The following is a 25617-nucleotide window of genomic DNA, read 5'->3' on the forward strand; positions in this document are numbered from 1 at the left end:
TACGGCAAACGCCCTGATCGACGATCCAAGGCACTCGAAGCACTCGACTCACCCCGGCGACAGCAGCTTAACTGAGCCTGACGCCGGAAAGCAACGTTTCGGCAAGCCCCTACCACGACAGCACCGCGCGAAGCGCCTCATTGCTCCAGTGCGCATTGAATATACCCTTATGGCACCGCATGGCGTGGGTCATTTTTCCGTAGCGAATAAGCTTCAGAAAAAAGCACTCGGTTTTACGCAAAGTCGTCTTGGGCTCTAGAGCTTCTGCGCCGCTCCTATCGACCGACGTTAAACGGCGGCGTATGGCGGGCCACGTCCGATGAAGATGATCACTACGTTTTCGCTACCGCCCTATGACACAGGCCGGAAGACGATGGGAATTGCAAGTCGTCGCCTTTACGACGTCCACTTCGGAGAAGCACAGGACGACCTCCCGAAGAGGATACCGACACTTGGGACCATCCATAGCCGGGGAACCCATCAATCGTTGGTCACAGGTGAAGACCAGATGCTATCTCGCACGCCTGTACGAGCGCGCTTACGGGCGGTGCGAGATGCGGTAAATAGAATGACGGCCAGCGTGGTTGCGATACCATCGACGAGCATCAGAGCGGGCGGTGCCGATCGCAGGATCATCGTCACTAGGCTTGCCGTAGGAATCGTCAGCACCGCCAGACCGGTAGCGAACGCCAGTTCACATCCAGCGCGCGCCGCGCCGCGATGCAAGGCCCATCCGGTCCATAGCAGGAAAACCGCGTAATAGATTCGGCCGTGCGTCTCTATCGTGGCCGCATCGCCGAGCCATCGCGCCGCCGCCAGCGTCACGGCGATCCCCGCGACGCACCCTAGCGATACGCCCACCGTCAAGGCACCTAATAGACGGGTCGCGCGGGTCTGCTGGACCGCGCCATCGCGTCGTTCGCGACAGCGACGGGATTCGATCCACAACAAGTTGCCGGTGTAGAACAGGAACGCGCCCGACAGGCCCAGCAGGAAATAGGACCAACGGATCGGCCATCCACCGAAGCTACCGTAGTGCAGCGCGAAAAAGCTTGTAACGGCGGTCGACCAGCCGTCCTGACGACCAGGCATGTAATCGACGCTGAGCACCTTCGCCGATGCCGGGTCCATCGTCACGACACCATAGATGGGCGTGCGTACCGGATAATCGGGATCGCCGCCGAGGGCGCGCACGACCGTCCTGCCGCCCGGCACGGTCGTATAGCTCAGCGTATAGGGCATGAACTCCGGCACCTCAGCGCGCAGTCGCCCGACCAGTGTCGCGGGCGGGGCCGGTGAAGGAGATGCATGACGGGGCGCATGGACGCTCATCGGCGGACGCCTGCCGCCGAACGCCAGCCCCTGCGCCATGTAGAATTGGTCGTGAAAGGCGAACACGATCGCGGTCAGCGCCATCACGACGTGCAGCGGCAGGCTGAACACGCCGAGCAGATTATGCACGTCGAGCCACATCCGCTTCACATTAAGGCCGAACCGCAGCGCGAACAGGTCGCGAACCAGGCTCGGCAGCAGGACGATGATGCCCGATACGAGCGCGACGAAATAGAGCAGCGCCACGCCGCCCATGATCGGGGTCGCGATCGCGGGGCCGAAAGGCAGGCCCACCTTGCGATGCAGATCGTCGATGAACTGGGCGACCGGCGAGGGGCCTCGCATCTCGACCTGCAACCGCCCATCGGGGGTGAGCGAGGCATAATGTGCGACGCCGCCGCCATGCTCGATTTCTTCGGGATCGCCGCTCCGCCAGGAGACGCGCGCCGGATGCTGTGGATCGATTACCAGATTGACGTCATAGGCCGCCATCGCTTCAGGATGCGTGACCGCCACGCGCGCCAGAAGCTCGGGAGTTCGCTCCAGCGAGGGCGGCGGCGAAAGCCGGCCGGGCGGCGATGCCCATTGTTGCAACGGCGCCTCGAACATGGTCACCGCGCCGGCGAAGAAGGCGATGAACAGCATCAGGCCACAGATAATGCCGACCCAGCCATGGACGGCCTTATAGGCCTTCAGGATGTCGGTCGCGATTTTCATGCCGACATCCTCTTCAGCAGGATCACGACGCCCCACAGGACGATGGCGGCGGCGGTCAACCAGCCCCAGGCGCGCGCGCCGCTGCGGAACAGGAAGCACAAGGACAGGACCAGCGCCCAGACCGGCGCGGTCATCCACATCGCGAATTGCGCCACGGTGGACATGGGCGGGCCGTGCGGTGCGGCAATCACGCGGATCAGCCCCGCGACACCCAGCGCCAACGCGAATCCGGGGACCAATGCGGCACCGACCTTGCTCGGCCAGCCATGCGTCGTCAGCGGCGGCGTCATGGCCTGGTCTTTCGCGACCGCAGGCTCCATCCGAACACCAATGGAACCAGCGACCACACCAGCATCGCGATGGTCACTGCGATGAACAGCGCAAGCCGCACGTCACGCCCCGCGATCAACATCGCCACGCCGCAGGGGAACAGAACCATCCCTGCCACCCCCAGCATGCGACGAACGGCCACGGTCGACGCGACCGGCGCCCATGACGACGCCAGATAGAGTAACAGCGCCGCCACCGCCGTGACGGCTTCTCCGATCCCGACCATAACGATCACCAGCGATACTGGAGCCGCGCCGCGACCGTTCGACCCTGCCCGATGTAGCAGCCGGGCGCGATGCAACTGGCCAGATAGCGCCGGTCTGCAAGGTTGCGGGCGTTGATCGAGAAGGACAATCCGTCATAATGCGGATCGATCGCCCCGGCATCGAAACGCAGGCTGGCGTCGAACAGCGTATAGCCGGAGATGCGGAGGCTGTTGGCGGTATCGCCGAAGCTGCGTCCGGTATGGCGGGCTCCGGCACCCACCGCGAACCCGGTAAGCGCACCGGACCGGAAACGCTGTTCGGCGAACAGCGAGGCCATCCAGTCCGGTATTTGAGGCAGATGATTCCCGACCTGAGCCGTGATGCCGCTCCGTGTCACCTTGGCCTCGCTGCGCGTCGCGGTGGCGATGACCGTCAGCCCCCACGGCAGACTTCCCTTGCCCTCCAGTTCCGCGCCGCGAATCCGGCCCTCTCCGGTCTGGACCAGACAGACCGACAGCCCGCACAAGGTCCCGGTCGGGTCGGGTGTGGTGATATTCTGCTGGGTGATCTGATAGGCACCCAGCGTCACATAGATCGCCTTGCCATGCTGGAAGCGCAGGCCGGCTTCATATTGCTGGCCCGTCGTGGGGACGAACGGCTTGCCGCCCGCGACCTGGCTCGCAGCCGGATCACGGTTGGACACCATCGGCTGGAAACTTTCCGAATAGCTGAGATAGGGCGCCAGTCCATTGTCGAACAGCCAGACCCCGCCCGCGCGCCAGGTGAAGGCGTTGCTCCGCGTCGTCAGCCGTCCGCCGGTCAGCGGATTGTGGCTGCGATCCTCTGCCCAGTCCTGCCGTCCACTGACCGTAAGGCGCAAGGGACCGGCACTGACCTGATCCTGAAGATAGGCACCGGTCTGGAGGCTAACCGTCTCGGTCCGGATGAGCGGCGTCAGATTGTTCGCGAAGCCCGCTGCCCTGCGTGGCACCGGGTGGAAAATGTCGAGCAGCGGCAAGACCAGCGCCGGACGCACCATGTTATAGGTGTTGTTCCATTCGGTATGGAAGTGATCGACGCCGCCCAGCAGGACATGGCCGACAGCTCCGGTCGCGACATGCCATTCGACCTGGGTATCGGTGGCGATCCCATCGGTCTCGCCATCTCCCTCGACGGCGCGGCGGTTGAGCGTGTGGCCCACGGTACAGCCCGCGAGTTTGGCCGGACAGGTCGTCAGCGTGTTACCCGCAGGAACCACGCCGCGATACAGAACGCCGATATGCGCGTAGCGCGTATTGTTGCGCACCGTCATCGCCGAACCGAACTGTCGTTCGAACAGCGACGCGACCAGATACTGGTTGCGATCGAAGCGGTTCCAGTCGGGCTCGCCGAGATAGGCGCCATTGTCGAGATAGCGACCGGAGACTGCGTAGAGCGTGCCGAGCGCGGGCAGGAACTGGAAGGACGAACCGCCTTCGTCGCGTTGATATTGGGCGAGAAGCGTCCACCGGGTCCTCTCGTCGGGCTGCCAGGCGAGGCTTGGCGCGATATAATAGCGGCCGGTTTTCACCTGTCTGATCTGGGTGTCGCCGTAGCGCGCCAGACCGACGAGCCGCCCCGCCAGCTTGTGGTCGGCGGTGAGCGGGCCAGTGATGTCGGCGCCCGCCTGCCAGGCCCGGCGATCGAGGTCGGTGAACCCCACACCCTGGAACTGGATTTCGCCATGCGGCGCAAAGTCGGGCCGTTTGGTCACGAGATTGACCACCCCGCCGGGCGCGGATTGACCGTACAGCGCGCCCGAGGGGCCCTTCAGCACGTCGATCCGGTCCAGCGAGAAGGGGTCGAAGGCGGGCCTGATCCACGTCCCTTCGCCCCCGGACGCAATGCGCAGTCCGTCGAGGAAGTTGTTGTTGGTCGAAAAGCCGCCGGCCCCGAAGCCGCGCACGCTCACCTCGTCCACCCGGCTGTCGACACCGGTCGGCTGAGCCTGCACCCCGGCGGTATAGGACAGGGCATCGGCCACCGTCTGCGATGCCCGCACTTCGATTTCGTCGCGGCTGACGATCGATATCTGCTGCGGCGATTCGATGATCGGGGTTCTGGTCTTGGTGGTGGCGGCGGCGATGGACTTGCCGGTGGCGATCACGACGATGTCGCAACCCATGTCGGCGCTTTGAATGGTGCATCCGTCCTGCCGGTTTCGTGGTTTTTGCCGGGCGCTGGCGGACGAGGGGGCGAGCGCTGCCACGAGCGCGATACATGACACCCAGACGACACGATCCAACCTCGACATTCACAGCCCCCCTGATCACCCGACTTGCAACTCACTCGCGTTATTATCTCGGAGGGAGGCAGGGCAATCTGGTTGGCTGTCGCTTGCGGCACGAATGCTGTCGCCGACGGCATGTTGGTGCGAAACGACGCGACTAACCGGGCTTGCGTCCGGTCGGCGGAAACCCGAACCGCCGCTTGTACGCGGCAGCAAAGGCGGAAGGACTGGCGAAACCGACCCGGTAGCCCGCCTCCGCCGCACCCGCGCCTTCTTCCTCGAGGAGCAGGCGTGCCATCGTCAGTCGTCGTTCGCGCACATAGCCGAATACGGTTGTGCCCAGCAGGGAACGGAAACCGGCCTGAAGGATGTTCCGGTTGACGCCGACGGCCTGCGCCAGCTCGATCGTCCCTGGCGGCGATAGCAGGCTCGCGTCGATCAACTCGCGCGCCCGGCGGATCGCGTCGCGATGTTTGCGAGGCAGCGGCGCGCCGCCCGGCAAAACCCGTCGATCCGCCCGCAGGTGCGCGAGCGTCTCGAACAGCATCTGTGCAATGAGGGTCTCGCGATACAATCGGCCGAGCGTCCCTTGATAGGGGGCCGCTACCAAGGCTTTGGCCAGCCGCACCATCGCATCCGAACGCGCCAGGCAGCAACTCTGGAAGGCCGGTTCGAGCAAAGCGCCCAGCAGATCCGCGTCATCCTCCGCCATCGTGGCGGCATGATGTTCGACAAAGGCGGGCAGGACGATCAGCCCGACGCGGACGCAATGGTTTCCTCGGGCGAGGCTACGCGCGCAGCGGCGCGGTTCCCCGAACCTGACAAGTTGGGGGCGTTCCACCCGGTTGGTAATCGCATCATAACCGTCCGGCTGGAACGTGCCATTCTCGCCTTCGAGCAGCAACGACACCATGACCGAACGTTCCACCGCCTGATCTATGACGGTATCGCTGACCGCCATCATATCGCAGGCCGATCCGATCAGCCCCGGATGGACTGCGTCCATCCACATCCACCCCCGAAACTGCCCTTCCAGGGTGCGCCAATGCGGGATGACGTCGTCATCCGGCCCGGCGGTGAACGTCGCTGCGCGGACGATGTCGAGCGGAACGAATTCACCTTCGATCCTCACCGGCTGGAACCCCATAGGCGCTTGCCTTACCCGCCCGTCGCCTGGAAACCAGTGTCGATTGTCCCCGTTGCTTCGATTCTGGCAAGCGCCGCGCGACCGATCCGTTCGGCCTCCGTGAAATCGGCAACGAAGCGGGTGGGATAGGGCCATGCTCTAAGTTCTGGACTCATAAGTTCTGAGCCAAAGGCGGGAGGAGGCGAGTAGGACGACGGCGAGGAAGTTGCGGGCAAGCTTGTCGAAGCGGGTGGCGACACGGCGAAAGTGCTTGAGCTTGCAGAAGTAGCGCTCGACGACGTTGCGTTGGCGGTAGAGGTGCGGATCGACCGGGCGCTGGATCTTGCGATCGCGCTGGGTCGGGATGTGCGCATGACCGCCACGCGAGCGGACGAGGTCGATGATTGCTTTGGCGTCGTATCCGCGGTCGGCGACGAGCGCAGGTGCGGGCGGCAGGCCATCGATCAGTGCCTCTACCGCCGCCTTGTCGGATGCCTGTCCCGCCGAGAGCACGATCCTGAGTGGCAGGCCGTCCTGATCCACCAGCGCGTTGATTTTGGTACTTAGTCCGCCACAAGAACGGCCGATGGCGTGATCTTCGCCCCCTTTTTACCGCCGGCCGCGTGCTGGTGGGCGCGGATGATCGAGCTGTCGATCAGATGCATGGATGCAGGTGACCCCGTCGAAAGGGCTTCGAACACCCGCACCCACACGCCCGCCTTCGCCCAGCGGTTGAACCGGTTGTAGACCGTCGTATGCGGACCATAGCGCGCCGGCAAATCGCGCCACGGCGATCCTGTCCGCAGGACGTAGAAGATACCGTTCAACACTCACCGGTCATCCACGCGCGCCACACCGCGCGGCTTGTTCGGCAGCAATGGCTCGATCAACCGCCACTCCGTCTCGCTCAGATCATAGCGCGCCATCCAAAGCCTCCTTCGAAAGCCTTGAATCAACACCTCAGCCAACGCGCAACCTTTATGAGTTCACAACCTAGGCCGTGTTGTCAACACAACCTAGAGGTATCGAGGACCATCGAGCACCTACCCAATAAAGACCGCTACTGCTAGGCGACCATCACAGCTCGACGACGCGGCCGGCTCGGTCGCCTGACTTAGCGCTACAGTCACTATGCCAAATAATTCCATCAGGGAATAGCTGGCTGACAGGTGCGAACACCTCACCTGTCTCGGCAGCGTGCCGAACCTTTCCTGCGATGACCTGATCGACCCCGATGCCCCGATCGAGGGCGTCGTACAGATCCTTGCCGTCGACACCGATGACGCGCCGGGCTCGACCGAAGGCGTGAAGGCCCTCATCCGTGAAGCCGCCGAAGCTGATGAACACGCCGCGCGCCCATGCCTCTTTTTGATCGACCTTCCCATGGAACGTGTGCAACTCGGCCGCACCGATCTTTCTGTTCAGCCACTTGGCCTCGACGAGATAGATTTCGTTCGCGAGTTCGAAACTACCGTCGATCTGTTCTCCGAACAGCCGGAACGGTTCACGCGGCCGCAGCCGGAACGCCTCGAAGGCGGTGGTCAGGAAGCGCTCAAAGGCATAGCCGCGCTGATGCGGGACGAGATCGCGAACCGCGAGGAGCTCGTCGCGCAGCCGGAGGAAGTCGATAGTATCAAGGAGCGGCGCCGGCACGACGTTGACCGGATTGGTAGAGATCGTGCCCTCCAAGCGACCGATCAACGCGGCGATCTGACCGCTTGCACGAGGCATCGGGTCAGCCATGCTTGCGCCTCGTAATGCCTCGCGCTGTTCCCAGAAGACACGCAGCGTCCTGGCGGCGGTCCTGTCATCAAGCTGCCCCAGGAAACATCGAAAGCGCTTCCCTTTGGAATCGCCATCTTTCGCATATTGCGGAGCGTCGATATCAACCTCGAGTTCGCGCGCGAAAAACACGGCGAAGGTACGATTGGAGAAGTCGAGTACCCATCCCTTACCGCTGTCGCCGCGAAACACCTCATCGATGAGACTGAGGTCGATCGATCGCAGGCTGCTCATGCGCCTTTTGCTGCCTCATCGGCCAGCCACTCGGCGTGCTTGGCGTCCTCCTCTTCCGCCTTACTGGCGAAGTACGCCCGCGCTTCACTTTCTTCGTTGAAGCTGGGATTATATCCGGAGCCGCCCCCGCTTTCATAGGCGTGGTGGTGACGGATCTGCCACGCATTGTTGGACCAACCCGGTCGATGGGACAGGGTCAACACATGCGTGCCGTCGCGCGACCATTCCCGATGATGCACCATTACCGGCTCATCACATGTCCCGTTCGTCATTGTCTTATTTTCCGGTGATGTAGGCGTCATTTGCAAACCTGGATGCTCACCGACGGGTGAGGAACCGGGCTAAATAGTCCATCGCTTCTCCCCCCAACACGCCGGCCCCGTCGCGGTCCCTCTCCCATCACGCAAATCCTTCCGCGGCGTGGTTGCGAAAAGCTTCCTCGTCCCGGACGTAGGTACTGAGCATCTCGATCGACTTGTGCCGGCTGTGTTCCTGCTTCTTGAACAGCGTCGCACCGGTGCGCCCCGCCTCGGTCAGGAAGCCGGTACGAAAGGAGTGACCAGCGAATAGCGTGGGGTCGTAGCCCACGGCTGCGGCGCGCTTCTTGACGACCAGCGCCACCGACTGCTCGCTCAGCGCCGCGTCGGTGACCCGCCCGTGCGGGGTCAGCCGACGAAAGACCGCCCCCGCGGTGATCCCGGCGGCCTCGATCCAGGCCCGCAGGTGACGTACCGGTTCGATGCGACGCCCCTCCAGGATGGCGACCGATTGGCCAACGCCCGCCTGATCGCCTTTGGAGAACGGGATGGTGATCGACAGCCCGCGCGGATGCGGGGCGATGTCCTCGAGCCGGATCCGCACCAGCTCGGAGCGGCGGAACGCGCCCATCATGCCCATCGTGAGCAACGCGCGGTCCCGCAGATCAAGCATCGTCTCGCCGGTGATCCCGCGGACGATGTCGCGCAGGACATCGGCGTCGGCGGGCCGCTTAACGGCGCGCCGGACCGAGCGCTTGGCGTTGCGGATGCCGCGCATCATCGCACTGAGGCTGGCGGCGCCGGCTTGCGTGGTAGGCGGCTCATGTCCGGCCGCGCGATGGACGAACACGATCGCGGCGAGGCGGCGCTCGATTGACGCCTTGGATAATGGACGCCCCGCAGAGAAGGTCGTGCCGACGTCCGCGATTTCGGCGAGATAGGCGGCGGTCACCGCGGGGGTTGCCGGCAGCGGCCGATATCCACGCGTGGCGCACCAATCGGTGAACAGTCGCCAGTCGGAGCGATAGGCGCGGACGGTCGACGCGGCCGAGGCGCGCGCGACATACGCCGCCACCCGCGCCTCGTCGTCGGACGTGATACGGTCGATCAACTGTGCGGGGTCGATGCGAGACACCGGAAGCAGAGTGACGGCGGTGGATGCCGTTGATGCCCTACCCTCCCCGCCGGACGCCTGGTCCGTCATTGGCGCGTCGTTCGTCATCCTACCGGTCCGTGGGTAGAATAGTCGTAGGCGAGCACGCCAGCATGCCAGATCAATCCGCCGTCCCCCCATGCCCAATAGCCGAGCGGGCGACAGCCTACTGATTCCAGCAGGATTGAAGAGCCCTCACGCTGGAAGATGGAAACAGTTTGCCAGCTTCGTAGATGGACAGCATCCAGCATCAGCCGCCCGTAAGCGATGGCGGCGTCGTCATCCGCCGCCTTCGCGCGATGCCATTGGTATTCATTACGACGCCTCTTCGTTTCCCGTCCGACGACAAACTCGTATCCGTGATGGCGATTGATCGCGGCATCAATGAAGTCAGCGTCGACCGCAAGATGTTCGTCCTGTTCCCGAAGGCATGTCAGGCATAAATTGTGGCTGATAACCGTGCCTCGACAGTCCGGATAGGCGCAATCGTGGCGTTCGACCACGCTGACCGTATCACAGAAGATGCAGCAAAGTGTCGTCGCGCCGGCCTCTTTGGCCGGGAACTGCGCGAGCTTGGGAGGGCCTGTCGCGAAATCACGCTCGGCATTGGCAAAGCATTGCGGGCAGGCATATGCATGCCTGCGATGGTCGAAGCCCAGGAGCTCCAAGGCGTCGGCCGGCGTCAGCAACGCGATCGCGCAGCCGATCTCGCCGACGACCTCGCTGTAGACGTGATCGTCCATGCCGAAGATTGCGTATTTCTGCCCTGCTTCCTGGGCGAGCAGGCGATCGGGCCACGGTATACCTGCGAAGAGGGTCTTCGCCGCGCGCAGGATGGCGAGGACGACCTGGCTCGCGGTGAAGGTCGTGCGCGACGTCGAATGCATGATCCGGTTCCGATCGCGACGGACCGTCTCCCAATAGGTCGCGAACGCGGCGTCCAGCGGTGGGGCGATCAGCAGGTTGTGAACCTTCACGAGCTTGGACGCATCGAGCGTCGGCAGCTCACCGAACGACAGCGGTTCGGCCGCCCCCCTCGCCGGCCAGTCGGCCGGATTGCCGAGCAGAAGGAAGGGCGACACCGAAGCAATCCGCCCCTTCAGCGCCATTTCCATTGCCTGTTGGATCAGGCTGTAGGCGTTGGCCAATTCGGGTTGGACGCTGCGCCAATAATCCTCGGCCGCCTCCCGGTCATCGGCCGCAGCGCCGATCCTCGTTAGCGCCTGCTGCGCGCCGATGGTAATCTTCCACGCCAGGTAGAGCTGGTTGACCCCGGCAGTGTGGAATTCACCCGGCGTCGGCACATCAACAATCACCGTTCCGCCTCCGTTACGACCACAATTTCATCAATGCGTCGTAGTAGTAGAAATGACTCTTATCGCTAGTACCATTATGGCTTGTGGGCTAGTTGGCGGCATTCACTTGTCTCTCGCCTCTTGCCAGCCATTGTGGCATAACCGGCCTTCAATGCCATTTCACGCGGATGCCGTCATATGACGCTACAGCTTAACATCACACCTAACGGGCGCATGAGCCTGCCGGTCGGTATTCGCAAGCGTCTGGGGCTTGAGGATGGCGGTGCGGTTCTGGTCGAAGAAACACCTGATGGTGTTATTCTCCGAACCGTCGAGCAGGCCGTGGCCAAGGCACAGGCGATTGCCAAACGGTACGCTCAGCAGCCCGGTGCGTCGGTTGATGACTTCTTGGCGGCACGGCGCGAGGATAGCGGCGAATGACCCATGTCGTTCTCGATGCCTCAGCGATCCTCGCATTGCTTAAAGGCGAGCGCGGGGCCAGCAAGGTGGGCGGCGTGATCGCGGATGCATCTGCGTGCGCGATCAACCAAGCCGAGGTCATCAGCCACTTCGTCCATCTCGGCGCGCCGCTCGACGACGTGCGGGCGATGCTGGCGGCCCTGCCCTATACCATCGTTGCGGCGGATGATGCGCTCGCCTGGGAAGCCGGTAATCTGCGCGCTGCCACCTCATCGGCCGGGTTGTCGCTGGGCGATCGGTTTTGTCTCGCGCTGGCGAAACACCTTGGCGCGCCTGCCTACACGGCGGACACGGCATGGAAGGATATTGCAAGCGATGCCGGCGTGAAAGTCGTGGTGATCCGCTAATATCGGATGTGCTGGCTCTTTAGTAAAAGACCCAATTCCGGCCGTTCACGGTCAGCTTTCGTCACCCCAAATTCGGTCATTGGTTCACCACAGGCCAAAAAACGCTGCCACACTCCACCACGTTACCGCAGAACCCGACTAAATGTGGAGCATCAACAGGTTGTTCATTAGCTGACCGAGGCGCCCGCTGATCGCCGAACTCATGCTAAGCGATCCGTACTCGACGGAACGGCTGCGGGCGGACGCCCTCTTCGACAGGATCGACATACCACTGAAGTGACGGCCATTGCGTCCGAAGTGCGGCACGCCGATCATCAACCTTCGTGGACGAACTCGCAACGGGGAAGACCGGACGCGTGACACCCGCGTCCTCCTTTTTAACGTCGACACACCATCTATTGGGTTGCAGGTGCGGGTTGGACGCGGTTGGCCAACAGGAAGGCGACGCGTTCGCGATCGGGCATCCTTCGGAGTGTGCCCAGCAGGCGGTTCGCCCTCTTCAACGTGCAGCCCTCGTCGCCGGCGAGGATATAATAGTGTCGGCCGGGTGCGCCCATGTCGCACACCGGCTGCCCTACCGCCGACGCCCCGACGTCGAAGACCCCCCCGCCTACATCCATTTTGTACAGCATGACGCCGACGAGGCCCGATACACCGGGGTTAGCGAGGCCGATCGCGGCGGCGACACATGCGAGGCCAGCCAACGGCCAGCGGCGGTCGCGTAGCCGCATCACGGACTGCACGACGCAGCCAGACAAGACTATTAAGACCATGATCAAAGGCGCAGCGTCGGCAGTGGCCTGCGGCAGCCGAAAATCAGCGATGTGGAGCCACATATCACACCACAGCACGAGCCAGGTCATTGAAAGGAAAGCCCATGTGGACTGGCACACGAGGTTCAGGAGGAACGCGGCCGGATCAATGCCTCCGGCCTCGGTTCCGGATTTCGTATAGACGCCAGCGACAATCAGAGGAACGAGGAGAGCGAGCGGTACCTTGAAGTCGAACCAGGGTGCGATCAGGATCGCAGTGGCAATGACCGCCGCCCGCACATGCGTAAGGTAACGAGTCGCGCCATTCCCCACGATTTGAGGCTCCCACCGCGGAAGCACGAACATGCCGAGGACGCACGCAATGGCGAGCGTACCAAAAATCGCGAGCCCGAAGAGGGGTTGGGCGTCGCTGGAAAAGTCGCCGCCGCCGGACAGCAGCCCGAACACTTCCGCGTATGCGCCGAACGCCATCCAAGACGCGAACGATCCGAACGCGGCCAACACCGCGTATTGTCCGGCAGTCGCGGCACGGCCGCGCCGCAGCCACGCCCGCGCGGCTGACAAGTCCGCATCGAACAGGTCTTCGTCGTACATGGTGAGCGGATCGGTAGCGTGAGCCATCACGGCATCATGGCAGCGGCCGGGCTGTCGGCAAAGATGCCTTGCAATACTGGCCGGCGCAGCCCGCCTCGCCGGACTAAGCTCATTCAGTCGTATGCGATTGCGCCACAGAGCCACTAGAGTGGGCAAAATGAGGACAAACCCGTCATTCCCATGCAGCAGATTGAGTATGAGCTCTTGTCAAAAGCCGACGTTCAGCGCTCGTTTGCGCGGCGTGGCGTTGCGACTGAAGCTGAGCCGGCTGTAGAATTGGGCTGGCGCGCTTGATCTGGCACTGGTGCTGCCTATGCTCTGACGGTGAGCGCCACCGGACCACTTTCTCGAAAGCCAGTCCTCCATCTGACCGGCGCCTATGGTGACCGGGCCGCGATGGGGGCGGTTCGGGATCTGCTCGCGAGTCACGCCATCGACAGCATCGTAACACCGTGGACCAAGGGCGGCGGCGACGCCAATCCTACGCTCGATCGGCAGCGCCCGCCACCGATCGCTGTCTGTTGGTCGTGCACAAGTGTTTCGCTTGACTATCCGCGGCTGCACGCGCTCGCGCGTCGGCTTCAGCAGGACGATCGATATCTTGGTATCTCGCTCGACGGGACTGTTGCTCCCGCCGGATTGGACGCGAGGTCGCTCCCCGATCTGGACACGATGCTCGCAACCCGTGGGCAAGATGCGTTGAGCACGCTTTGGACGGGACCCGCGAGCGCGATCGACTGGCTCTCACGCTTGGCTGTTGGCGCGCGAACATGGTGGCATTGGCTTGTCGCCGTGCCGGTCGTTGCTCTTTTTGTCGTGTTGCTCGAATTCGGCCTTAACTACGCAAACAGTGTCGAAAACGTCTGCAAGTTTTCGATCCTACGGGAACCGTGCCGCTATCTCGAGGGGAGCGGTGTGCCGACACGTGAGGAGGAGCAGGACTGGAACCGCGCGGCGGCCGGAAAGGCCTGCAAGCCTTTCAACGACTATCTCGAAGCGCACGGACCAAATGCGGCTTACTCGGCCGATGCCAGGCAGCGCCTTGAGCTTTCTATCCCGGTCGGCGGCGAGCGCAGGGTAAACTTTCCGATCTTCGTGCCGGATTTCGATCGCACGCCGAGAATCTCTCAGGCGGACGCGGAGGCAGAGGCGCGGACCGCGGCAGCGCGCGATGCGCGCTCCCAGTGTTCCAGCAACGCGCGTAATTTTGATGGCGAGGCGTTGCCCGGCGTGTTCACGCCCAACGGGCTGCCGCGCTGCTCTCAGGCCGGCGGAGGATGGGTCTGCGAGACCACGGGGGCGGCGACATGTCGCTTCAAAGTCGCGAATGTAGCACGCGAGTGTCCTCCCGCGAAGCACTAGCGATAGCCTTTAGCCTCCGGGGAGGTCCGTGCCAGAACCATTAGCAAGGTCGCGTCCGCAAGCACGTCGTCCAAGATCCAGCCGCGCGCTGACGCTTTCCTCAGAGCGGCAAGCGGCTCAGTCCAATTGTGGCCGCCCCTCGCCTTTGCCCGTGCCACGCTCATTGAAATTGCAAGCATCGCCGCCGCTCGGTCGTCCGGGCGATCGTTAGCCAGCTTTCCGGCGATCTGCGCGGAAGCGTCGAACGACGCGAGGGCAAAAGCGCTTTCGCGTTGTTCAGGGATGCGCGGCCCGGCGGCAAGTGCGTGGATCAAACCGGAGAGCGCGGAGAGCTGTGGTTGCTGCGCATAAGGTGCATCGGGCAAGCCACGGTCGCGGTCGATACTGTCTGCGATCTCCTGCCAACCGGTAAACCCCGGTGTGAGATGGCCGATCATGATCGCGACCATCGACAGGATCGTAGTGCCATCATCGAGCGCCGACCGTGCTCTCACGTCATCGCGGATAGCTTCGTAATAGCCGCGCGCTGCGGTGATCCGGCCGCGCTCCAGCGCCAGCTCTGCAAGCCGCATGCGCGCCGCCAGCCGGAGCGAGCTCGCTTGATCCATGAGCGTTGCGACAGGACTGATGGGTAGTGCCGGCTCCGTCGTCAGCGTCGAGTACAGGCGTTCGGCATCGTCATATTCGTGGCGATACAGAGCAAGATCGCCGAGCATCATCGTCACCGCGCCGTCATCCCCGGCTAAAAAATCGGGAGTCGGCCGGTTGTTGTCCAGCAGGGCCTTTGTTTGACCAAGCGTGACGGTCGCTGCCTTGAGATCTCCCGTGCTCGCCTGGGTCAGCGCGATGCGAGCGAGGGTCTCGACGCTGACCCCGTTGCGGGGCGGCACGACTTGCCTGCCGATCGCAAGGGCTGCGGCGAGCGCGTCCAGGGCCGTCCTTAAATCTTCGAATGCCGTGGCGACGATCGCAACCCGAATGTTTGCCTTCCAGAAATCCCGTTGGATGAGGACATTGCCGGGATCCGCTCTCGCGAGCTGCTGCCTTAGCATCGCAGCGCGAAGCAGAGATGTCCGCATCATCGCATAATCGCTGCGCATGCGCGCGACCTCGGCACGGTCCTCCAGTTCGATGGCGTCATCGAGAATACGGGCCAGATTGTCGGATGCGGTAGCCCGGCGGGACCGAGCAATCGCGAACGATTTCTCATAGAGGGCAATGCTCGCCGCGGCGTCCGTCGAGCGGCAGGTGAAGCGCGCTGCGGTGTGCCAATGCTGCCAGACGGCCTTGAGCACATTGTCATCGGTGGGATGACTCTCGATCAGCCTCGCTGCATAGCCGTCGCCTTCCGCCCTCAAGGCGTTGCCGGTCGCAAAGCTCTTCGCCGCTTCGCGCCGCGTCGTCGGGTAGACGTCGAGCCCAGATATTTCGCTTGAGACGGCCACGTCGAGCACGGAGAGAATGGTGATCTTGATGCCGAGGTTTTGCGGATCCTGCTCTGCTAATCGCCGAAGCAGCTTGAGCGCCTCGCCGTATCCTTCGCCGCCCTGCCGGGATGAGGGCGTCGGTATCTGTCCCATAGACGAGAAGAACACCCACCCATTCGCGCGTTGCTCATCCGTCGTTCCGAGCTCGAAAAATTCGACGGCAGCCTTCATCATGCCTTCGGTGTCGCCGAGCGAGCGCTTCAGCCGGGCGATTTCCAGCCACTGATCGGCATTGCCCGGCTCTAGCTCGGCCGCCTCGGTCCAGGCATGAAGGGCATCCTCTATCCGCTTCTGTCCCTTGCCGACCGCATCGAGCATCAGCCTGGCGAAAGTGCGCTGATCGGCTGCACTTTGAGCGTTTTGGGCGGCGAGATTGGCGCGTGCACCCATCTCTCGCGCGCGTCGGATGATCCGTGTCAGCTCCTGGATATTGTCGAGCGCTGTGACATGGCCAGCGGCGTAACGCTCCAAGCCGGCGGTGATGCGGGGATCTCGCTGATTGAGAAGCCCCATCAAGCCATTGCGATATTCGGCAAGCGCCGCAGCAAATTCGACGTCCTTGACGCGCAGCGTTTCGATCAACCGCCGCTCATCAACCTGTACGCGCGCAAGCTCCGCTTTCAGTGTTGCGCGCTTTCGCTCGCCAAGCGACACACGCCGGAGCGCCAGGCGTAATCTGTATTCCGTTGCGACGAGCCGGTCCCTTGCTTCGCGGACTACGCGGTTCGCTTTCTGAAGCGCCACGGTCGTGATCGAAGCGTCGACGCTCAAGGCGAGAATGATGTCGTCATCGCGCGATCGAGACGTCTCCGGCATCGTTTGCGCGATAGCGACGAGCGGGATCGTAGCAACAGACAGCAAGAGCAACGCCAGGCGCTTCATGGGAAGTCAAAACCAACCCGCACCGACGCAATCGCCGACCTCGCGCTTTCGAGTCCACGCCTGTTGGCGCGCGCCGAGGCTAGCACCTTGAGGCTGGTGTCAGCTTGCCGCGCTTCGGCAACGTCAAGAGGACCCTCGTCCATCTCGAAAACATTAGCTGAACACATCGCAGATCGAAACCGCAACAGACACCTCGCCGGTGGATAACTTGGCAGCCAGAACCGTAAGCGCGTTGATCGAGTCTGAAGAGGACCGATCATTCGGGTCGCGATCACAGACGCCGAAAATGGCGCCAAGATAGCATAAGTAGTGCTGGTGCCGCGCGACAGGCGACCGCATGGCAGCTTCTATCATGAGCAGATGTTCGCTGTGGCCAAGCTGAACGGCCGGGTCTGATCGCGAGCTGCCGCGGCCGAACTGCCGAGGGCAGACCCACTTACGGTCGTTCAGGGCACCCCGCCGGTTTCCCAATCCCGGTCATTCGTTCAGGCCCAAGACAAGCGCGAGGCTGCGCCTACCCGCCGTTTTATGGATAATCGAGAATGGTTTCCAGGCTGCACCGGCTACGTCGCGCAGCCTCTCAATTCAGACCGCACAGCCGCAGGAACGCGTCGTCGAACTTAACCGCGGCATCTGCCTGAGAAGGCAAGCGACGATAGGTGTGGAGACGAACGCCACACTCTCCGATCGCGCGCACGAGCGCTGGCTGAGGAAGCGCGGGAAGCAGCAGCACGAGCTCGTGGTCACCTAATCGCGGCAACAGTCTCGGATAAAGCTGGAGCTGCCCCATCCCACCGTAGACGTCGGCGGCCGAGCTGCCCGTCTTGATCTCAACCAGGAGCGCACCGTCAGGCGCCGCGATGACGGCGTCGACCTCATAGCCCGCGGCGTGCCTCGGCTTGTCGATCGCTATGCTCGCGGATCGTAGAAGAACCGCGAGCTGCTGCCAGACCTCCCCTTGCAGCCGCCGTACCTCCCTTTCGTCGACAGCGTCACGGGGGCCAACGGTGTAGCTTTCCGCATTCTCGTCGCGCCCGACCCCCTCGACGGGAGCCGTGTCAGGCAGGTCGCCCTCAGCCTCGGCGTCGCGGAGCCGCGCCAACGCACAACGATCGACGAAAAGACCGGTCGCGTCCCGAATTTGCTCCGCGCCGACATCCAGGCGCGTTACGACGTGCCACTCACGCCTCTTTCCACTCGTGTCCCCCCGCAGCATGGGCGTGGGTTCGAGGCCGGTAAGGCGGCGGAACTCGGCCTCTAGAATGGGCGGGTTACCTGCTACGGGCGAGTTGAGCCGCCCCTGCCTGATTAAAAACGGCGTTCCCTGCTCATCGACAGCGATGCCGGATGTGACATTGGCGTCACCGGGCGTGTCCGCCTCGTTGATCTGCACGGCCCAGTAGCCGCCGGTCGGGTCCGTCCCGAGCGCGGTTCGACGGCCTAGTAGATCGCTTCGACTATCGGCCTGGTTCCGGAACACGAGCGCTGCTCGGACAGACGCCAGAGAGCACCGTCCCTAATGCCGGCGTCTAGAAGCGCCAAACGCCATGTCTCGAAGGCGCGGCCGACGACCACCGGGTCCGAACTCATCGTAAGCATCGCGCCATCCCTCTCCGTTCACGAAGGCCGATTGGACGACACCCGGGTTGTCGGGAAGCTGGCGTGCTTATGCCGCATCCACCGGATAAATGTCGGATTTGCACCGTGCCTTCGGCGCGCTACCCTAGGCGGCAGGAATTGAAAGGTCGAGTTGGGGGCAGTCGGCAACGTGATGTCAGATCGCGTGGGGACCCCGAGCGCCGAGGAGGGGTCGAATGCTGTTGCCAAGTGATCATGAGGAGTTGCGCTGGCAGGCCGAAGCCGCCGTATGCATGGGCTGGCGACGAAGCATATCTGCCACCGCCGCCCCCGACGAGGTCGACCACACCTATCGCCTGATGCGCTGGTCGACCCGCCACTTGGCGAAACTCTGGCAGCCCGTCTTTGCCCGAAGGGGTATCGCGTTGCGGATCACGGGCGTGTTCTGTCACAAGACGCCGCTGGCAACCTTCGACGACGTGAACGGTAAGAAGAACACATGCGAACTAGGCGATCTGCTGGTAGTGCACGATCATCTGGGGCACCGGCCACGCCGACGCGCGGCGATCCTGCAGGCGAAGCGAACAAATCGGGGCAGCGCCACCGCAACCGACCCCGTGCAGAACGACCTCTACCGTCGACTTCCTCCATTTTCGCTGAGCCGCACGGGTTACAAGAGCACGCTCCTAAAAAAGGGCGTGCGCGACGTCGGTGCCGCGAAGGACTTCGCGCGGTTTGCTTTGGTGGCCGATGACGCGCACACCTGCCGCTGGGTGTTTTCTCACCACCCCCGGAGCAGCGGACTGCTGCTTCTTCCGAGTGATTTCGCGGAACTGAGGCCACCTTGGTCCGTGGCATACCCGCAGCAACACCCGGTGACCACGGTCGGCTCGGAAATGCTCGGATCTTTTCTCAGCAGCATGCTCTTCGAGACCTACCCGGCACGAGGCCAAGCCATCTCACCAGTCCTCAATCTAGCCGCCGCGACCCTCGGATCTGGCCAAGACCTCGACATCACGGTCCAGGAGCTACTCGACATCACGGCGAAACGAGTTGCGAATTCCATGCAGAGTTGGGGCGGCCTGCGTCGGGGCATCATGGCGTTCCAAGACGGAACGCTTCCCATTCCCAATCCCGGAAATCCCTTCAGCGACCTACCATCCCGGCCGGATCCGGGCGAGGAACCGCCCGATGGGGCGGCTTCGGAAGACCCCGACGAAGATGGAGAGGGCCTTCCCATCCTCCTCATAGAGACCTTCGGCGATTGAACTAATCCCGCACTGAGGCGCCGTCCCCAGATGGCCTTCACTTGTTGGGGAGCATCGCCAATAAACTGGCCGCGATACCGCGTTGAGTTTTCGTGCCTCGGGCCGATTGATGGTGTCCTCTCCCGGCCGCCCAAGCTACAGCCTGATGATGGTCGGATCACGTGAATTAATCGAATTCTGCGAACTTCCACCAACGATGGATGTCGAGGTCAGAAGAGGCCACCGGCGCGATACCGACTGTGAAGGGCGAGCAGTATTCGATCGGCAAACCTTAGGCGGCAAGAAGGTCCGCTATTCGCTCTCGGCACTCTGGGACGAGAGCCTGCCGCTTCTGTTCGGCATCGGCCTCAATCCGAGCAAAGCGGACGAACAGGAAGGCGATATCACCGTCAACAGGGTCATCCGCGCGGTCCAGCGTGACAATCAGTTCGGTGGTCTCTTCTGGGTCAATTCCGCAGCCCAGATGGAGACCGATTCGCGCGCATGGATCAGTGCCGGTCGTCCGGACGGCCCACTCAACACCGAGCAGCTCAGGAGAGTGTTTGGGCGCTTGCACCCCGAGGAGAAGGAGCGAGATGTCCTACTTGCTTGGGGTGACAGCGGGCCGAAGCTGAAACGCTGGCTCTCTGACACGGAACGCGATGCACGAGTGCAATTGTTGACGCTTGGCATCACCGGGAAGGGGCGCCCTTGGCATCCGCAGCGCTTACCGGGCGAGCTTCGCATCCGACCTTTGGAACTCCCTACCAAATGATAGGAGCAGGACGTGGCTGTTGAGCGCACGGTTGAGACCGTGCGTCTAGGCGACCCACTTCCGGCCGTTCCCGACACTCTTGTAGCGGCCTGACACCTGCCGCTTGTTCATGTGGACCGACCGACCGCGTGGGCGCGCCGGCTCCAGCACCGGCGCGCCCACGCGCTCACATGTCCGCTGCGGTCGGACGTACGATCACCTCGTTGATGTCGACACCCTCAGGCTGCTCCAGCGCAAAGCGGACGGCCCGCGCGATCGCGTCCGGTGTCAGCGACTTCTTTCGCCACCCCGTCAGTGCTGCTGCGACTTCAGGATCGGTGATGTCATGGCCCAACTCGGTCGCAACCACGCCCGGCGAGATCAACGTCGAGCGGATCTCGTCATGCTCCTGCCGCAACCCCTCCGTGATCGCGCGCACCGCGTGTTTGGTGCCGCAATAAACGGCAGCCGTCGGCATCACCATGTGCGCGGCGACAGACGCGACGTTGACGACATGCCCGCTCTGCTGCGCCACGAACCGCGGCAGGACCGCAGCGATGCCGTTGAGGACGCCATGAATGTTGACGTCGACCATCCGCTTCCACTCATCGCGCTTGAGCGCAGCAAGCGGCGACAACGGCATCACGCCCGCATTGTTGACCAGCACGTCGATGCGCCCGAACCGCGCTTCGGCAGCCGCGACGAACGCGTCGAAGTCGTCGCCGTCCGTGACGTCAAGTTCGCGCCAGGCGACGTTTTCGCCCAATGCCTCCGCCAGCGCCTCCAGACGGTCCCCGCGACGCGCGCCGATGAACAGCCGGGCGCCGGCTTTCGCCAATTCGCGCGCGGTTGCCTCGCCGATTCCGCTCGAGGCGCCGGTGATGAGGACGACCTTGTCGATGCTTGCTGCCATGATGCAGTCCTTTCGTTGCAGTGATGGCAGACAGATGGTCCGAGGACAGCGCTGGACGGTAGAGTGATCATCCAAGTAGCTTGCACGATCCTCCAAAATCGAAACAGCATTCTTGCCTGCGCGGTTCGGCTGAGGAAGGATAGCTGGTATGGATCGGATCGCCGAACTCGCCGCCGTCATCGATCGGCACGTCGTCGGCACAGGCATTTGCACGACGACAATGCCGCATGTGTCGCTGATCCGCGCCGACGCGCCGAGCACCTCCACGCCTGCCGTCTACGAGGCTTCGCTTTGCCTGATCGCCCAAGGATCGAAGCGCGTGTCGATTGGCGAACGCAGCGTCGTCTATGACGCCGCCCATTATCTCCTCGTATCGGTCGACCTGCCGCTGGTCGGCCACGTCCTCGATGCAAGCCCCGAACGGCCCTATCTGTGCTGCAAGGTCGATCTGGATCCCGCGATGCTAGCCGATCTCATGGTGAGCGAGGGCGGCGCAATGCAGCGCACCGACCTGCCGGTACTCGGCGTCTACCCCAGCGATCCCGACCTGATCGACGCGGCGTGCCGGCTGGTCGGGCTGCTCGACCGACCCGAGACCATCCGCGTTCTGGCACCACTGATCGAGCGCGAGATCCTGTTCCGTCTGCTCACCGGGCCGCACGGGCCGATGCTACGCCATGTTGCGACCGCAGGCAGCCACATCAATCAGGTCAGCCGGGCGATCGCGGCGATCCGCCGCCGTTTCGATGCGCCGATCCGCATCGAGGAGGTCGCAGCAGAAGCGGGTATGAGCCCCTCCTCGCTGCACGCGCACTTCAAGGCGATTACCCGCATGACGCCGCTCGAATATCAGAAGCAGTTGCGGTTGCAGGAGGCCAGGCGACTGATGCTGGTGGGGGGTGCCACGGCGAGCACGGCGGGCTTTGCAGTCGGCTACGAGAGTCCGTCGCAATTCAGCCGCGAATACAGGCGACTGTTCGGTGCGCCTCCTCGCATGGACATCGAACGCTTCCACGCCGCACCCGGGGCAGCTATGGCGCTGTGACGACAATCCGAGCCGCGAGCAATCCCATGAGATTCTGGGATGACCAATGCCGACGCAGAGACCCACTTTGGGCCGCTCGGAGACTACGAGGCGCCGCGCGAAACCGGCCGCTCGTTCAGCATCACCGACGGCCGATCAACCACATTTCCGAACCGTCGGTTTACCGCGCCTGCGTACGCTCGATTGGCCGGTCCGTCCCGATGGAGATGATCGATGGGGCACTCGTCGATGGACCCCGCCTTTCACGAACTTCGACCCTGGAACGAGGGCCGGCTTATCGGTGCGAAGCGGGCGTTGAAACAGCAACAGGTCTGGGCCATTCGCTTCTGGCTCGACCAGCATAGACGATTGCGCGACCGAGCGCTGTTCGACTTCGCCATCGACAGCAAGCTGCGCGGCTGTGATGTGGTCAAGGTGCGGATCGGCGATGTAGTTTCCGGCGGGCGCGTCCGTGACCGCGCCGTCGTGGTTCAGCAGAAGACCAAAAGACCGGTCCAGTTCGAGCTGATGGATACGGCACGAAAGACGATGCGGGCATGGTTGGAGCGACGCGGCGGCACACTGAACGACTTCATCTTCCCGAGCCGAAACGACTACATGGCTCACATGAGCACGCGGCAATATGCCCGCCTCGTGCACGAGTGGGTGGTCGGCATCGGCCTTCCGGCTCAGGATTACGGGACGCACTCGCTTCGGCGCACGAAAGCATCGATCATCTACAAGGCGACCGGCAATCTCCGCGCGGTTCAGATCCTGCTCGGCCATGCCAAGATCGACAGCACGGTCCGCTACTTGGGCGTTGACGTGGAGGACGCTTTGGAACTGGCCGAACGCACTGAGGTCTGAGCCGACCCAAATACAGTCGTCCCGGCACCCTTCCCTGCCTCCCAACTTCAGCCGTTGGTTCAGCTTGATGCGGCTCCACCCAATGGGGGATGATGTTCGGGGGCCGGTCTCAATGATCGAGGGCTGACCGGATCATGGCTTTTTTGTCAGATAAAGCACGAAGCCGACACTGCTATCAGCAAGACTAGTGCGAATCTGCGCGCCAGCGATGTCCGCCGCGATAACGCCGGAGGATATATGATCTCGCATCAAAGAAGGAGGTCCTTCACAATCCTTCCGTTCTAAGGATCAGCGGACCTGTAGGCGATGCGCTCGACGTTCTAAAAAAGAAGGCGATCGCTCTCGCGACCGCCTTTTATTCGAAAACGAACCTTGGTCAGGTTGCGATGTTCGAAGTCACCGGCTTGTCAGTCACGTCGAAGCGGTCGGCATCCATGACCTTTACCCAGGCCTTGACGAAGTCCTTGACGAACTTCTCTTCATTGCCATTTTCGGCATAGACTTCCGCCGTCGCGCGCAGCTGTGAGTTCGAGCCGAACACCAGGTCCGTACGGGTGGCGCGCCACTTCTCGCCCTTACCGCCGCGATCATGACCGATGAACTCCTCGTCGCTCGACGGATCCACGAGCTCCCAGAAGGTCTCGTTGTCGAAGAGGTTGACGAAGAAGTCGTTGGTCAGCTGACCCTTGCGGTCGGTCAGTACTCCTTCGGGCTTGTCGCCTTGATTGGCACCCAGCACGCGGAGCCCGCCCAGCAGCACCGTCATCTCCGGAGCCGACAGACCAAGCAGCGACGCCTTGTCGAGCAGCAGCTCCTCGGTCTTCACGGACTGCCGCGTCCGCAGGTAGTTGCGGAAGCCATCAGCCTGCGGCTCCATCCATGCGAAGCTCTCGACATCGGTCCATTCCTGCGTCGCGTCACCGCGCCCACCGGTAAACGGTACCTTGACCTCGAAACCGGCATCTTTCGCCGCCTTCTCAATCGCCACCGAGCCTGCAAGGACAATCGCGTCAGCAAGCGACATGCTTCCGCGAAGCTCGTTGAGCTTGGCGAGCACCGTTTCCAGTTCTGCGGGTTCATTGATCGCCCAGTTCTTCTGAGGCTCCAATGCGATACGCGCACCGTTGGCTCCGCCGCGATGGTCGGACTTGCGGTAGGTCGAGGCGGAGGCCCAGGCGGTCTTGACGAGCTGACCGATGCTGAGGCCGGAGCGCAGTACGCTGTCTGCGAATGCCGCTACTTCGGCATCGCTCGGCGCCGTTCCCTCGGGCACCGGATCCTGCCAGATGAGCGTCTCCTCCGGCACCTCTGGCCCGAGATAGCGGACCTTCGGCCCCATGTCGCGATGGGTCAGCTTGAACCAGGCGCGTGCGAAGGCGTCGTCGAGCGCCGCCTGATCGTCGCGGAAGCGTTCGGAGATCGCGCGGAATTCGGGATCCAGCTTCAGCGCCATGTCGGCGGTCGTCATGATCGTCGGCACGCGCTTGTTGGGATCGCGTGCGTCGGGTGCCATGTCCTCCCACTCGGGATTGATCGGGGTCCACTGCTTCGCACCAGCCGGGCTGGACGTTAGCTCATACTCGTACTTGAATAACAGGCGGAAATAGTCACCGGTCCACTTCGTCGGATTATTCGACCACGAACCCTCGATCCCCGACGTGGTGATATGGCCTTTGCCGATCTCCTCGCTGTCCGTGAGCCAGCCGAGACCCTGCATGTGCACGGCTTCCGAGGCTGGTTCCTTGCCGAAGTTCTCCGCAGGCTTTGCCCCGTGAGTCTTGCCGAACGCGTGGCCACCGGCGGTGAGCGCGACGGTCTCCTCCGAGTTCATCGCCATCCGCGAGAAGGTCGCCCGCATGTCGCGCGCCGAGCCGAGCGGATCGGGATTGCCGCCCGGTCCTTCGGGGTTCACGTAGATCAGGCCCATCGAATCCGCGGCGAGCGGACCTTCCAGATCGAGCTCCTCGTCGGGGCGAATGCGGCTCTTGTGCTCCGCATGCCCGATCCATTGCTCCTCGGCGCCCCAATAGGTGTCGCCTTCCGACTGATAAACGTCCTTACGGCCGCCAGCGAAGCCGAAGGTCGGGCCGCCCATGCTCTCGATGGCGACGTTGCCGGCCAGGATGAACAGGTCCGCCCAGCTGATGTGCTTCCCGTACTTCTGCTTGAGCGGCCACAGCAGGCGCCGTGCCTTGTCGAGGTTGCCGTTGTCCGGCCAGCTGTTGAGCGGTTCGAACCGCTGCTGGCCCGAGGACGAACCACCACGGCCGTCGGTAACACGGTAAGTGCCCGCAGCATGCCAGGCCATGCGGATCATAAAGGGACCGTAGTGCCCATAATCGGCGGGCCACCATGGCTTGCTATCGGTCATCAACGCCGTGAGATCAGCTTTCAGCGCGGCGTAGTCGAGCGTCCGGAACGCTTCGGCATAATCGTAATCCTCGCCCATGGGGTTCGGCGACACGCCATGCTGATGCAGGATCTCGACCGGCAGAACGTCGGGCCACCAATCCTTGTTGGTACGGCCGAGGAGCGAACGGACCGTGCCTGCGCCACCGCCATTCCTGCCCATCGGGCAGCGCTCGCTGGGATCTTCGTCAGCCATCTT

The 25617-nt window shown here is 63.1% G+C and carries 21 protein-coding genes and 1 pseudogene; 7 read left to right on the forward strand and 15 right to left on the reverse strand.

Annotated features, from left to right (window positions below; all coding sequences use genetic code 11):
• Positions 1 to 480: 480 nt before the first annotated feature.
• The 10 genes and pseudogenes from AC07U4_RS03995 to AC07U4_RS04040 all read right to left on the reverse strand — a co-directional run bounded on the left by AC07U4_RS03995 (position 481) and on the right by AC07U4_RS04040 (position 10722).
• Complete coding sequence (locus AC07U4_RS03995) at positions 481 to 2049, reverse strand: PepSY-associated TM helix domain-containing protein (RefSeq protein ID WP_495195009.1); 1569 nt, start codon at positions 2047 to 2049, stop codon at positions 481 to 483.
• On the reverse strand, positions 2046 to 2339 hold the full coding sequence (locus AC07U4_RS04000) for a hypothetical protein (protein ID WP_495194509.1): 294 nt from the start codon (positions 2337 to 2339) through the stop codon (positions 2046 to 2048). Before AC07U4_RS04000 ends, AC07U4_RS03995 begins: the two co-directional genes overlap by 4 nt.
• Positions 2336 to 2614 carry a hypothetical protein gene (locus tag AC07U4_RS04005; protein ID WP_495194510.1) on the reverse strand — a complete coding sequence of 93 codons (279 nt, stop codon included), beginning with the start codon at positions 2612 to 2614 and terminating at the stop codon, positions 2336 to 2338. The genes AC07U4_RS04000 and AC07U4_RS04005 overlap by 4 nt, the downstream gene beginning before the upstream one ends.
• Positions 2611 to 4749, reverse strand: a complete 2139-nt coding sequence (locus AC07U4_RS04010; protein WP_495194511.1) for a TonB-dependent siderophore receptor — start codon at positions 4747 to 4749, stop codon at positions 2611 to 2613. Before AC07U4_RS04010 ends, AC07U4_RS04005 begins: the two co-directional genes overlap by 4 nt.
• 262 nt (positions 4750 to 5011) lie before the next feature.
• On the reverse strand, positions 5012 to 6001 hold the full coding sequence (locus AC07U4_RS04015; RefSeq protein ID WP_495194512.1) for a helix-turn-helix domain-containing protein: 990 nt from the start codon (positions 5999 to 6001) through the stop codon (positions 5012 to 5014).
• Positions 6002 to 6139: 138 nt separating this feature from the next.
• Positions 6140 to 6906, reverse strand: a pseudogene (locus AC07U4_RS04020) (IS5 family transposase).
• A gap of 151 nt (positions 6907 to 7057) precedes the next feature.
• Complete coding sequence (locus tag AC07U4_RS04025; RefSeq protein ID WP_495194513.1) at positions 7058 to 7996, reverse strand: restriction endonuclease; 939 nt, start codon at positions 7994 to 7996, stop codon at positions 7058 to 7060.
• Entirely contained in the window at positions 7993 to 8268 is a 276-nt protein-coding gene (locus AC07U4_RS04030) for a hypothetical protein (RefSeq protein ID WP_495194514.1), read from the reverse strand. The genes AC07U4_RS04025 and AC07U4_RS04030 overlap by 4 nt, the downstream gene beginning before the upstream one ends.
• A 127-nt stretch (positions 8269 to 8395) precedes the next feature.
• Positions 8396 to 9475, reverse strand: coding sequence for a site-specific integrase (locus AC07U4_RS04035; protein WP_495194515.1), 1080 nt, complete (start codon positions 9473 to 9475; stop codon positions 8396 to 8398).
• Complete coding sequence (locus tag AC07U4_RS04040) at positions 9472 to 10722, reverse strand: hypothetical protein (protein ID WP_495194516.1); 1251 nt, start codon at positions 10720 to 10722, stop codon at positions 9472 to 9474. Before AC07U4_RS04040 ends, AC07U4_RS04035 begins: the two co-directional genes overlap by 4 nt.
• A gap of 177 nt (positions 10723 to 10899) precedes the next feature.
• Between AC07U4_RS04040 and AC07U4_RS04045 the strand changes: the two genes are divergently transcribed.
• Positions 10900 to 11142, forward strand: coding sequence for an AbrB/MazE/SpoVT family DNA-binding domain-containing protein (locus AC07U4_RS04045; RefSeq protein WP_495194517.1), 243 nt, complete (start codon positions 10900 to 10902; stop codon positions 11140 to 11142).
• A complete protein-coding gene (locus AC07U4_RS04050; RefSeq protein ID WP_495194518.1) occupies positions 11139 to 11528 on the forward strand; it encodes a type II toxin-antitoxin system VapC family toxin in 390 nt (129 codons plus the stop codon). The genes AC07U4_RS04045 and AC07U4_RS04050 overlap by 4 nt, the downstream gene beginning before the upstream one ends.
• Before the next feature lie 395 nt (positions 11529 to 11923).
• On the opposite strand, the gene AC07U4_RS04055 is transcribed toward AC07U4_RS04050, so the two are convergent.
• Positions 11924 to 12922 carry a hypothetical protein gene (locus AC07U4_RS04055; protein ID WP_495194519.1) on the reverse strand — a complete coding sequence of 333 codons (999 nt, stop codon included), beginning with the start codon at positions 12920 to 12922 and terminating at the stop codon, positions 11924 to 11926.
• Positions 12923 to 13219: 297 nt separating this feature from the next.
• On the opposite strand from AC07U4_RS04055, the gene AC07U4_RS04060 reads away from it, so the two are divergent.
• Positions 13220 to 14257, forward strand: a complete 1038-nt coding sequence (locus AC07U4_RS04060) for a hypothetical protein (protein WP_495194520.1) — start codon at positions 13220 to 13222, stop codon at positions 14255 to 14257.
• Here the strand turns inward: AC07U4_RS04060 and AC07U4_RS04065 are convergent.
• Both AC07U4_RS04065 and AC07U4_RS04070 read right to left on the reverse strand, forming a co-directional pair.
• A complete protein-coding gene (locus AC07U4_RS04065) occupies positions 14254 to 16626 on the reverse strand; it encodes a hypothetical protein (RefSeq protein WP_495194521.1) in 2373 nt (790 codons plus the stop codon). The genes AC07U4_RS04060 and AC07U4_RS04065 overlap by 4 nt on opposite strands.
• A 580-nt stretch (positions 16627 to 17206) precedes the next feature.
• Positions 17207 to 18019, reverse strand: a complete 813-nt coding sequence (locus AC07U4_RS04070) for a hypothetical protein (RefSeq protein WP_495194522.1) — start codon at positions 18017 to 18019, stop codon at positions 17207 to 17209.
• A gap of 421 nt (positions 18020 to 18440) precedes the next feature.
• Between AC07U4_RS04070 and AC07U4_RS04075 the strand changes: the two genes are divergently transcribed.
• Positions 18441 to 19472, forward strand: a complete 1032-nt coding sequence (locus AC07U4_RS04075) for a hypothetical protein (RefSeq protein WP_495194523.1) — start codon at positions 18441 to 18443, stop codon at positions 19470 to 19472.
• 145 nt (positions 19473 to 19617) lie between these two features.
• On the forward strand, positions 19618 to 20226 hold the full coding sequence (locus AC07U4_RS04080; protein WP_495194524.1) for a DUF1643 domain-containing protein: 609 nt from the start codon (positions 19618 to 19620) through the stop codon (positions 20224 to 20226).
• A 166-nt stretch (positions 20227 to 20392) separates the two neighbouring features.
• On the opposite strand, the gene AC07U4_RS04085 is transcribed toward AC07U4_RS04080, so the two are convergent.
• The gene (locus AC07U4_RS04085; protein ID WP_495195010.1) at positions 20393 to 21118 is read right to left on the reverse strand and encodes an SDR family oxidoreductase; all 726 of its coding nucleotides are present in this window, start codon (positions 21116 to 21118) and stop codon (positions 20393 to 20395) included.
• A 148-nt stretch (positions 21119 to 21266) separates the two neighbouring features.
• On the opposite strand from AC07U4_RS04085, the gene AC07U4_RS04090 reads away from it, so the two are divergent.
• Together AC07U4_RS04090 and AC07U4_RS04095 are read left to right on the forward strand one after the other, a co-directional pair.
• Positions 21267 to 22163: an AraC family transcriptional regulator gene (locus tag AC07U4_RS04090; RefSeq protein ID WP_495194525.1), complete on the forward strand. Its 897-nt coding sequence runs from the start codon at positions 21267 to 21269 to the stop codon at positions 22161 to 22163.
• A 213-nt stretch (positions 22164 to 22376) separates the two neighbouring features.
• Positions 22377 to 23009 (forward strand): tyrosine-type recombinase/integrase, encoded by a 633-nt coding sequence (locus AC07U4_RS04095; protein ID WP_495194526.1) that lies wholly within the window; start codon positions 22377 to 22379, stop codon positions 23007 to 23009.
• Between the two features lie 376 nt (positions 23010 to 23385).
• Here AC07U4_RS04095 and katG read toward each other — a convergent pair whose 3' ends face one another.
• On the reverse strand, positions 23386 to 25614 hold the full coding sequence (gene katG, locus AC07U4_RS04100) for a catalase/peroxidase HPI (RefSeq protein ID WP_495194527.1): 2229 nt from the start codon (positions 25612 to 25614) through the stop codon (positions 23386 to 23388).
• Between the last annotated feature and the right edge of the window lie 3 nt (positions 25615 to 25617).

The sequence above is a fragment of the Sphingomonas sp. GW821-FHT02B09 genome, from assembly GCF_059421875.1.

Bases quoted from the DNA above. Each gene is read 5' to 3' on its own strand.
- AC07U4_RS03995 (WP_495195009.1), bottom strand. From the start codon at position 2,049: ATGAAAATCGCGACCGACATCCTGAAGGCCTATAAGGCCGTCCATGGC.
- AC07U4_RS04000 (WP_495194509.1), bottom strand. From the start codon at position 2,339: ATGACGCCGCCGCTGACGACGCATGGCTGGCCGAGCAAGGTCGGTGCC.
- AC07U4_RS04010 (WP_495194511.1), bottom strand. From the start codon at position 4,749: ATGGGTTGCGACATCGTCGTGATCGCCACCGGCAAGTCCATCGCCGCC.
- AC07U4_RS04015 (WP_495194512.1), bottom strand. From the start codon at position 6,001: ATGGGGTTCCAGCCGGTGAGGATCGAAGGTGAATTCGTTCCGCTCGAC.
- AC07U4_RS04025 (WP_495194513.1), bottom strand. From the start codon at position 7,996: ATGAGCAGCCTGCGATCGATCGACCTCAGTCTCATCGATGAGGTGTTT.
- AC07U4_RS04030 (WP_495194514.1), bottom strand. From the start codon at position 8,268: ATGACGAACGGGACATGTGATGAGCCGGTAATGGTGCATCATCGGGAA.
- AC07U4_RS04035 (WP_495194515.1), bottom strand. From the start codon at position 9,475: ATGACGAACGACGCGCCAATGACGGACCAGGCGTCCGGCGGGGAGGGT.
- AC07U4_RS04045 (WP_495194517.1), top strand. From the start codon at position 10,900: ATGACGCTACAGCTTAACATCACACCTAACGGGCGCATGAGCCTGCCG.
- AC07U4_RS04050 (WP_495194518.1), top strand. From the start codon at position 11,139: ATGACCCATGTCGTTCTCGATGCCTCAGCGATCCTCGCATTGCTTAAA.
- AC07U4_RS04055 (WP_495194519.1), bottom strand. From the start codon at position 12,922: ATGGCTCACGCTACCGATCCGCTCACCATGTACGACGAAGACCTGTTC.
- AC07U4_RS04065 (WP_495194521.1), bottom strand. From the start codon at position 16,626: ATGAAGCGCCTGGCGTTGCTCTTGCTGTCTGTTGCTACGATCCCGCTC.
- AC07U4_RS04075 (WP_495194523.1), top strand. From the start codon at position 18,441: ATGCTGTTGCCAAGTGATCATGAGGAGTTGCGCTGGCAGGCCGAAGCC.
- AC07U4_RS04080 (WP_495194524.1), top strand. From the start codon at position 19,618: ATGATGGTCGGATCACGTGAATTAATCGAATTCTGCGAACTTCCACCA.
- AC07U4_RS04085 (WP_495195010.1), bottom strand. From the start codon at position 21,118: ATGGCAGCAAGCATCGACAAGGTCGTCCTCATCACCGGCGCCTCGAGC.
- AC07U4_RS04090 (WP_495194525.1), top strand. From the start codon at position 21,267: ATGGATCGGATCGCCGAACTCGCCGCCGTCATCGATCGGCACGTCGTC.
- AC07U4_RS04095 (WP_495194526.1), top strand. From the start codon at position 22,377: ATGGGGCACTCGTCGATGGACCCCGCCTTTCACGAACTTCGACCCTGG.
- katG (WP_495194527.1), bottom strand. From the start codon at position 25,614: ATGGCTGACGAAGATCCCAGCGAGCGCTGCCCGATGGGCAGGAATGGC.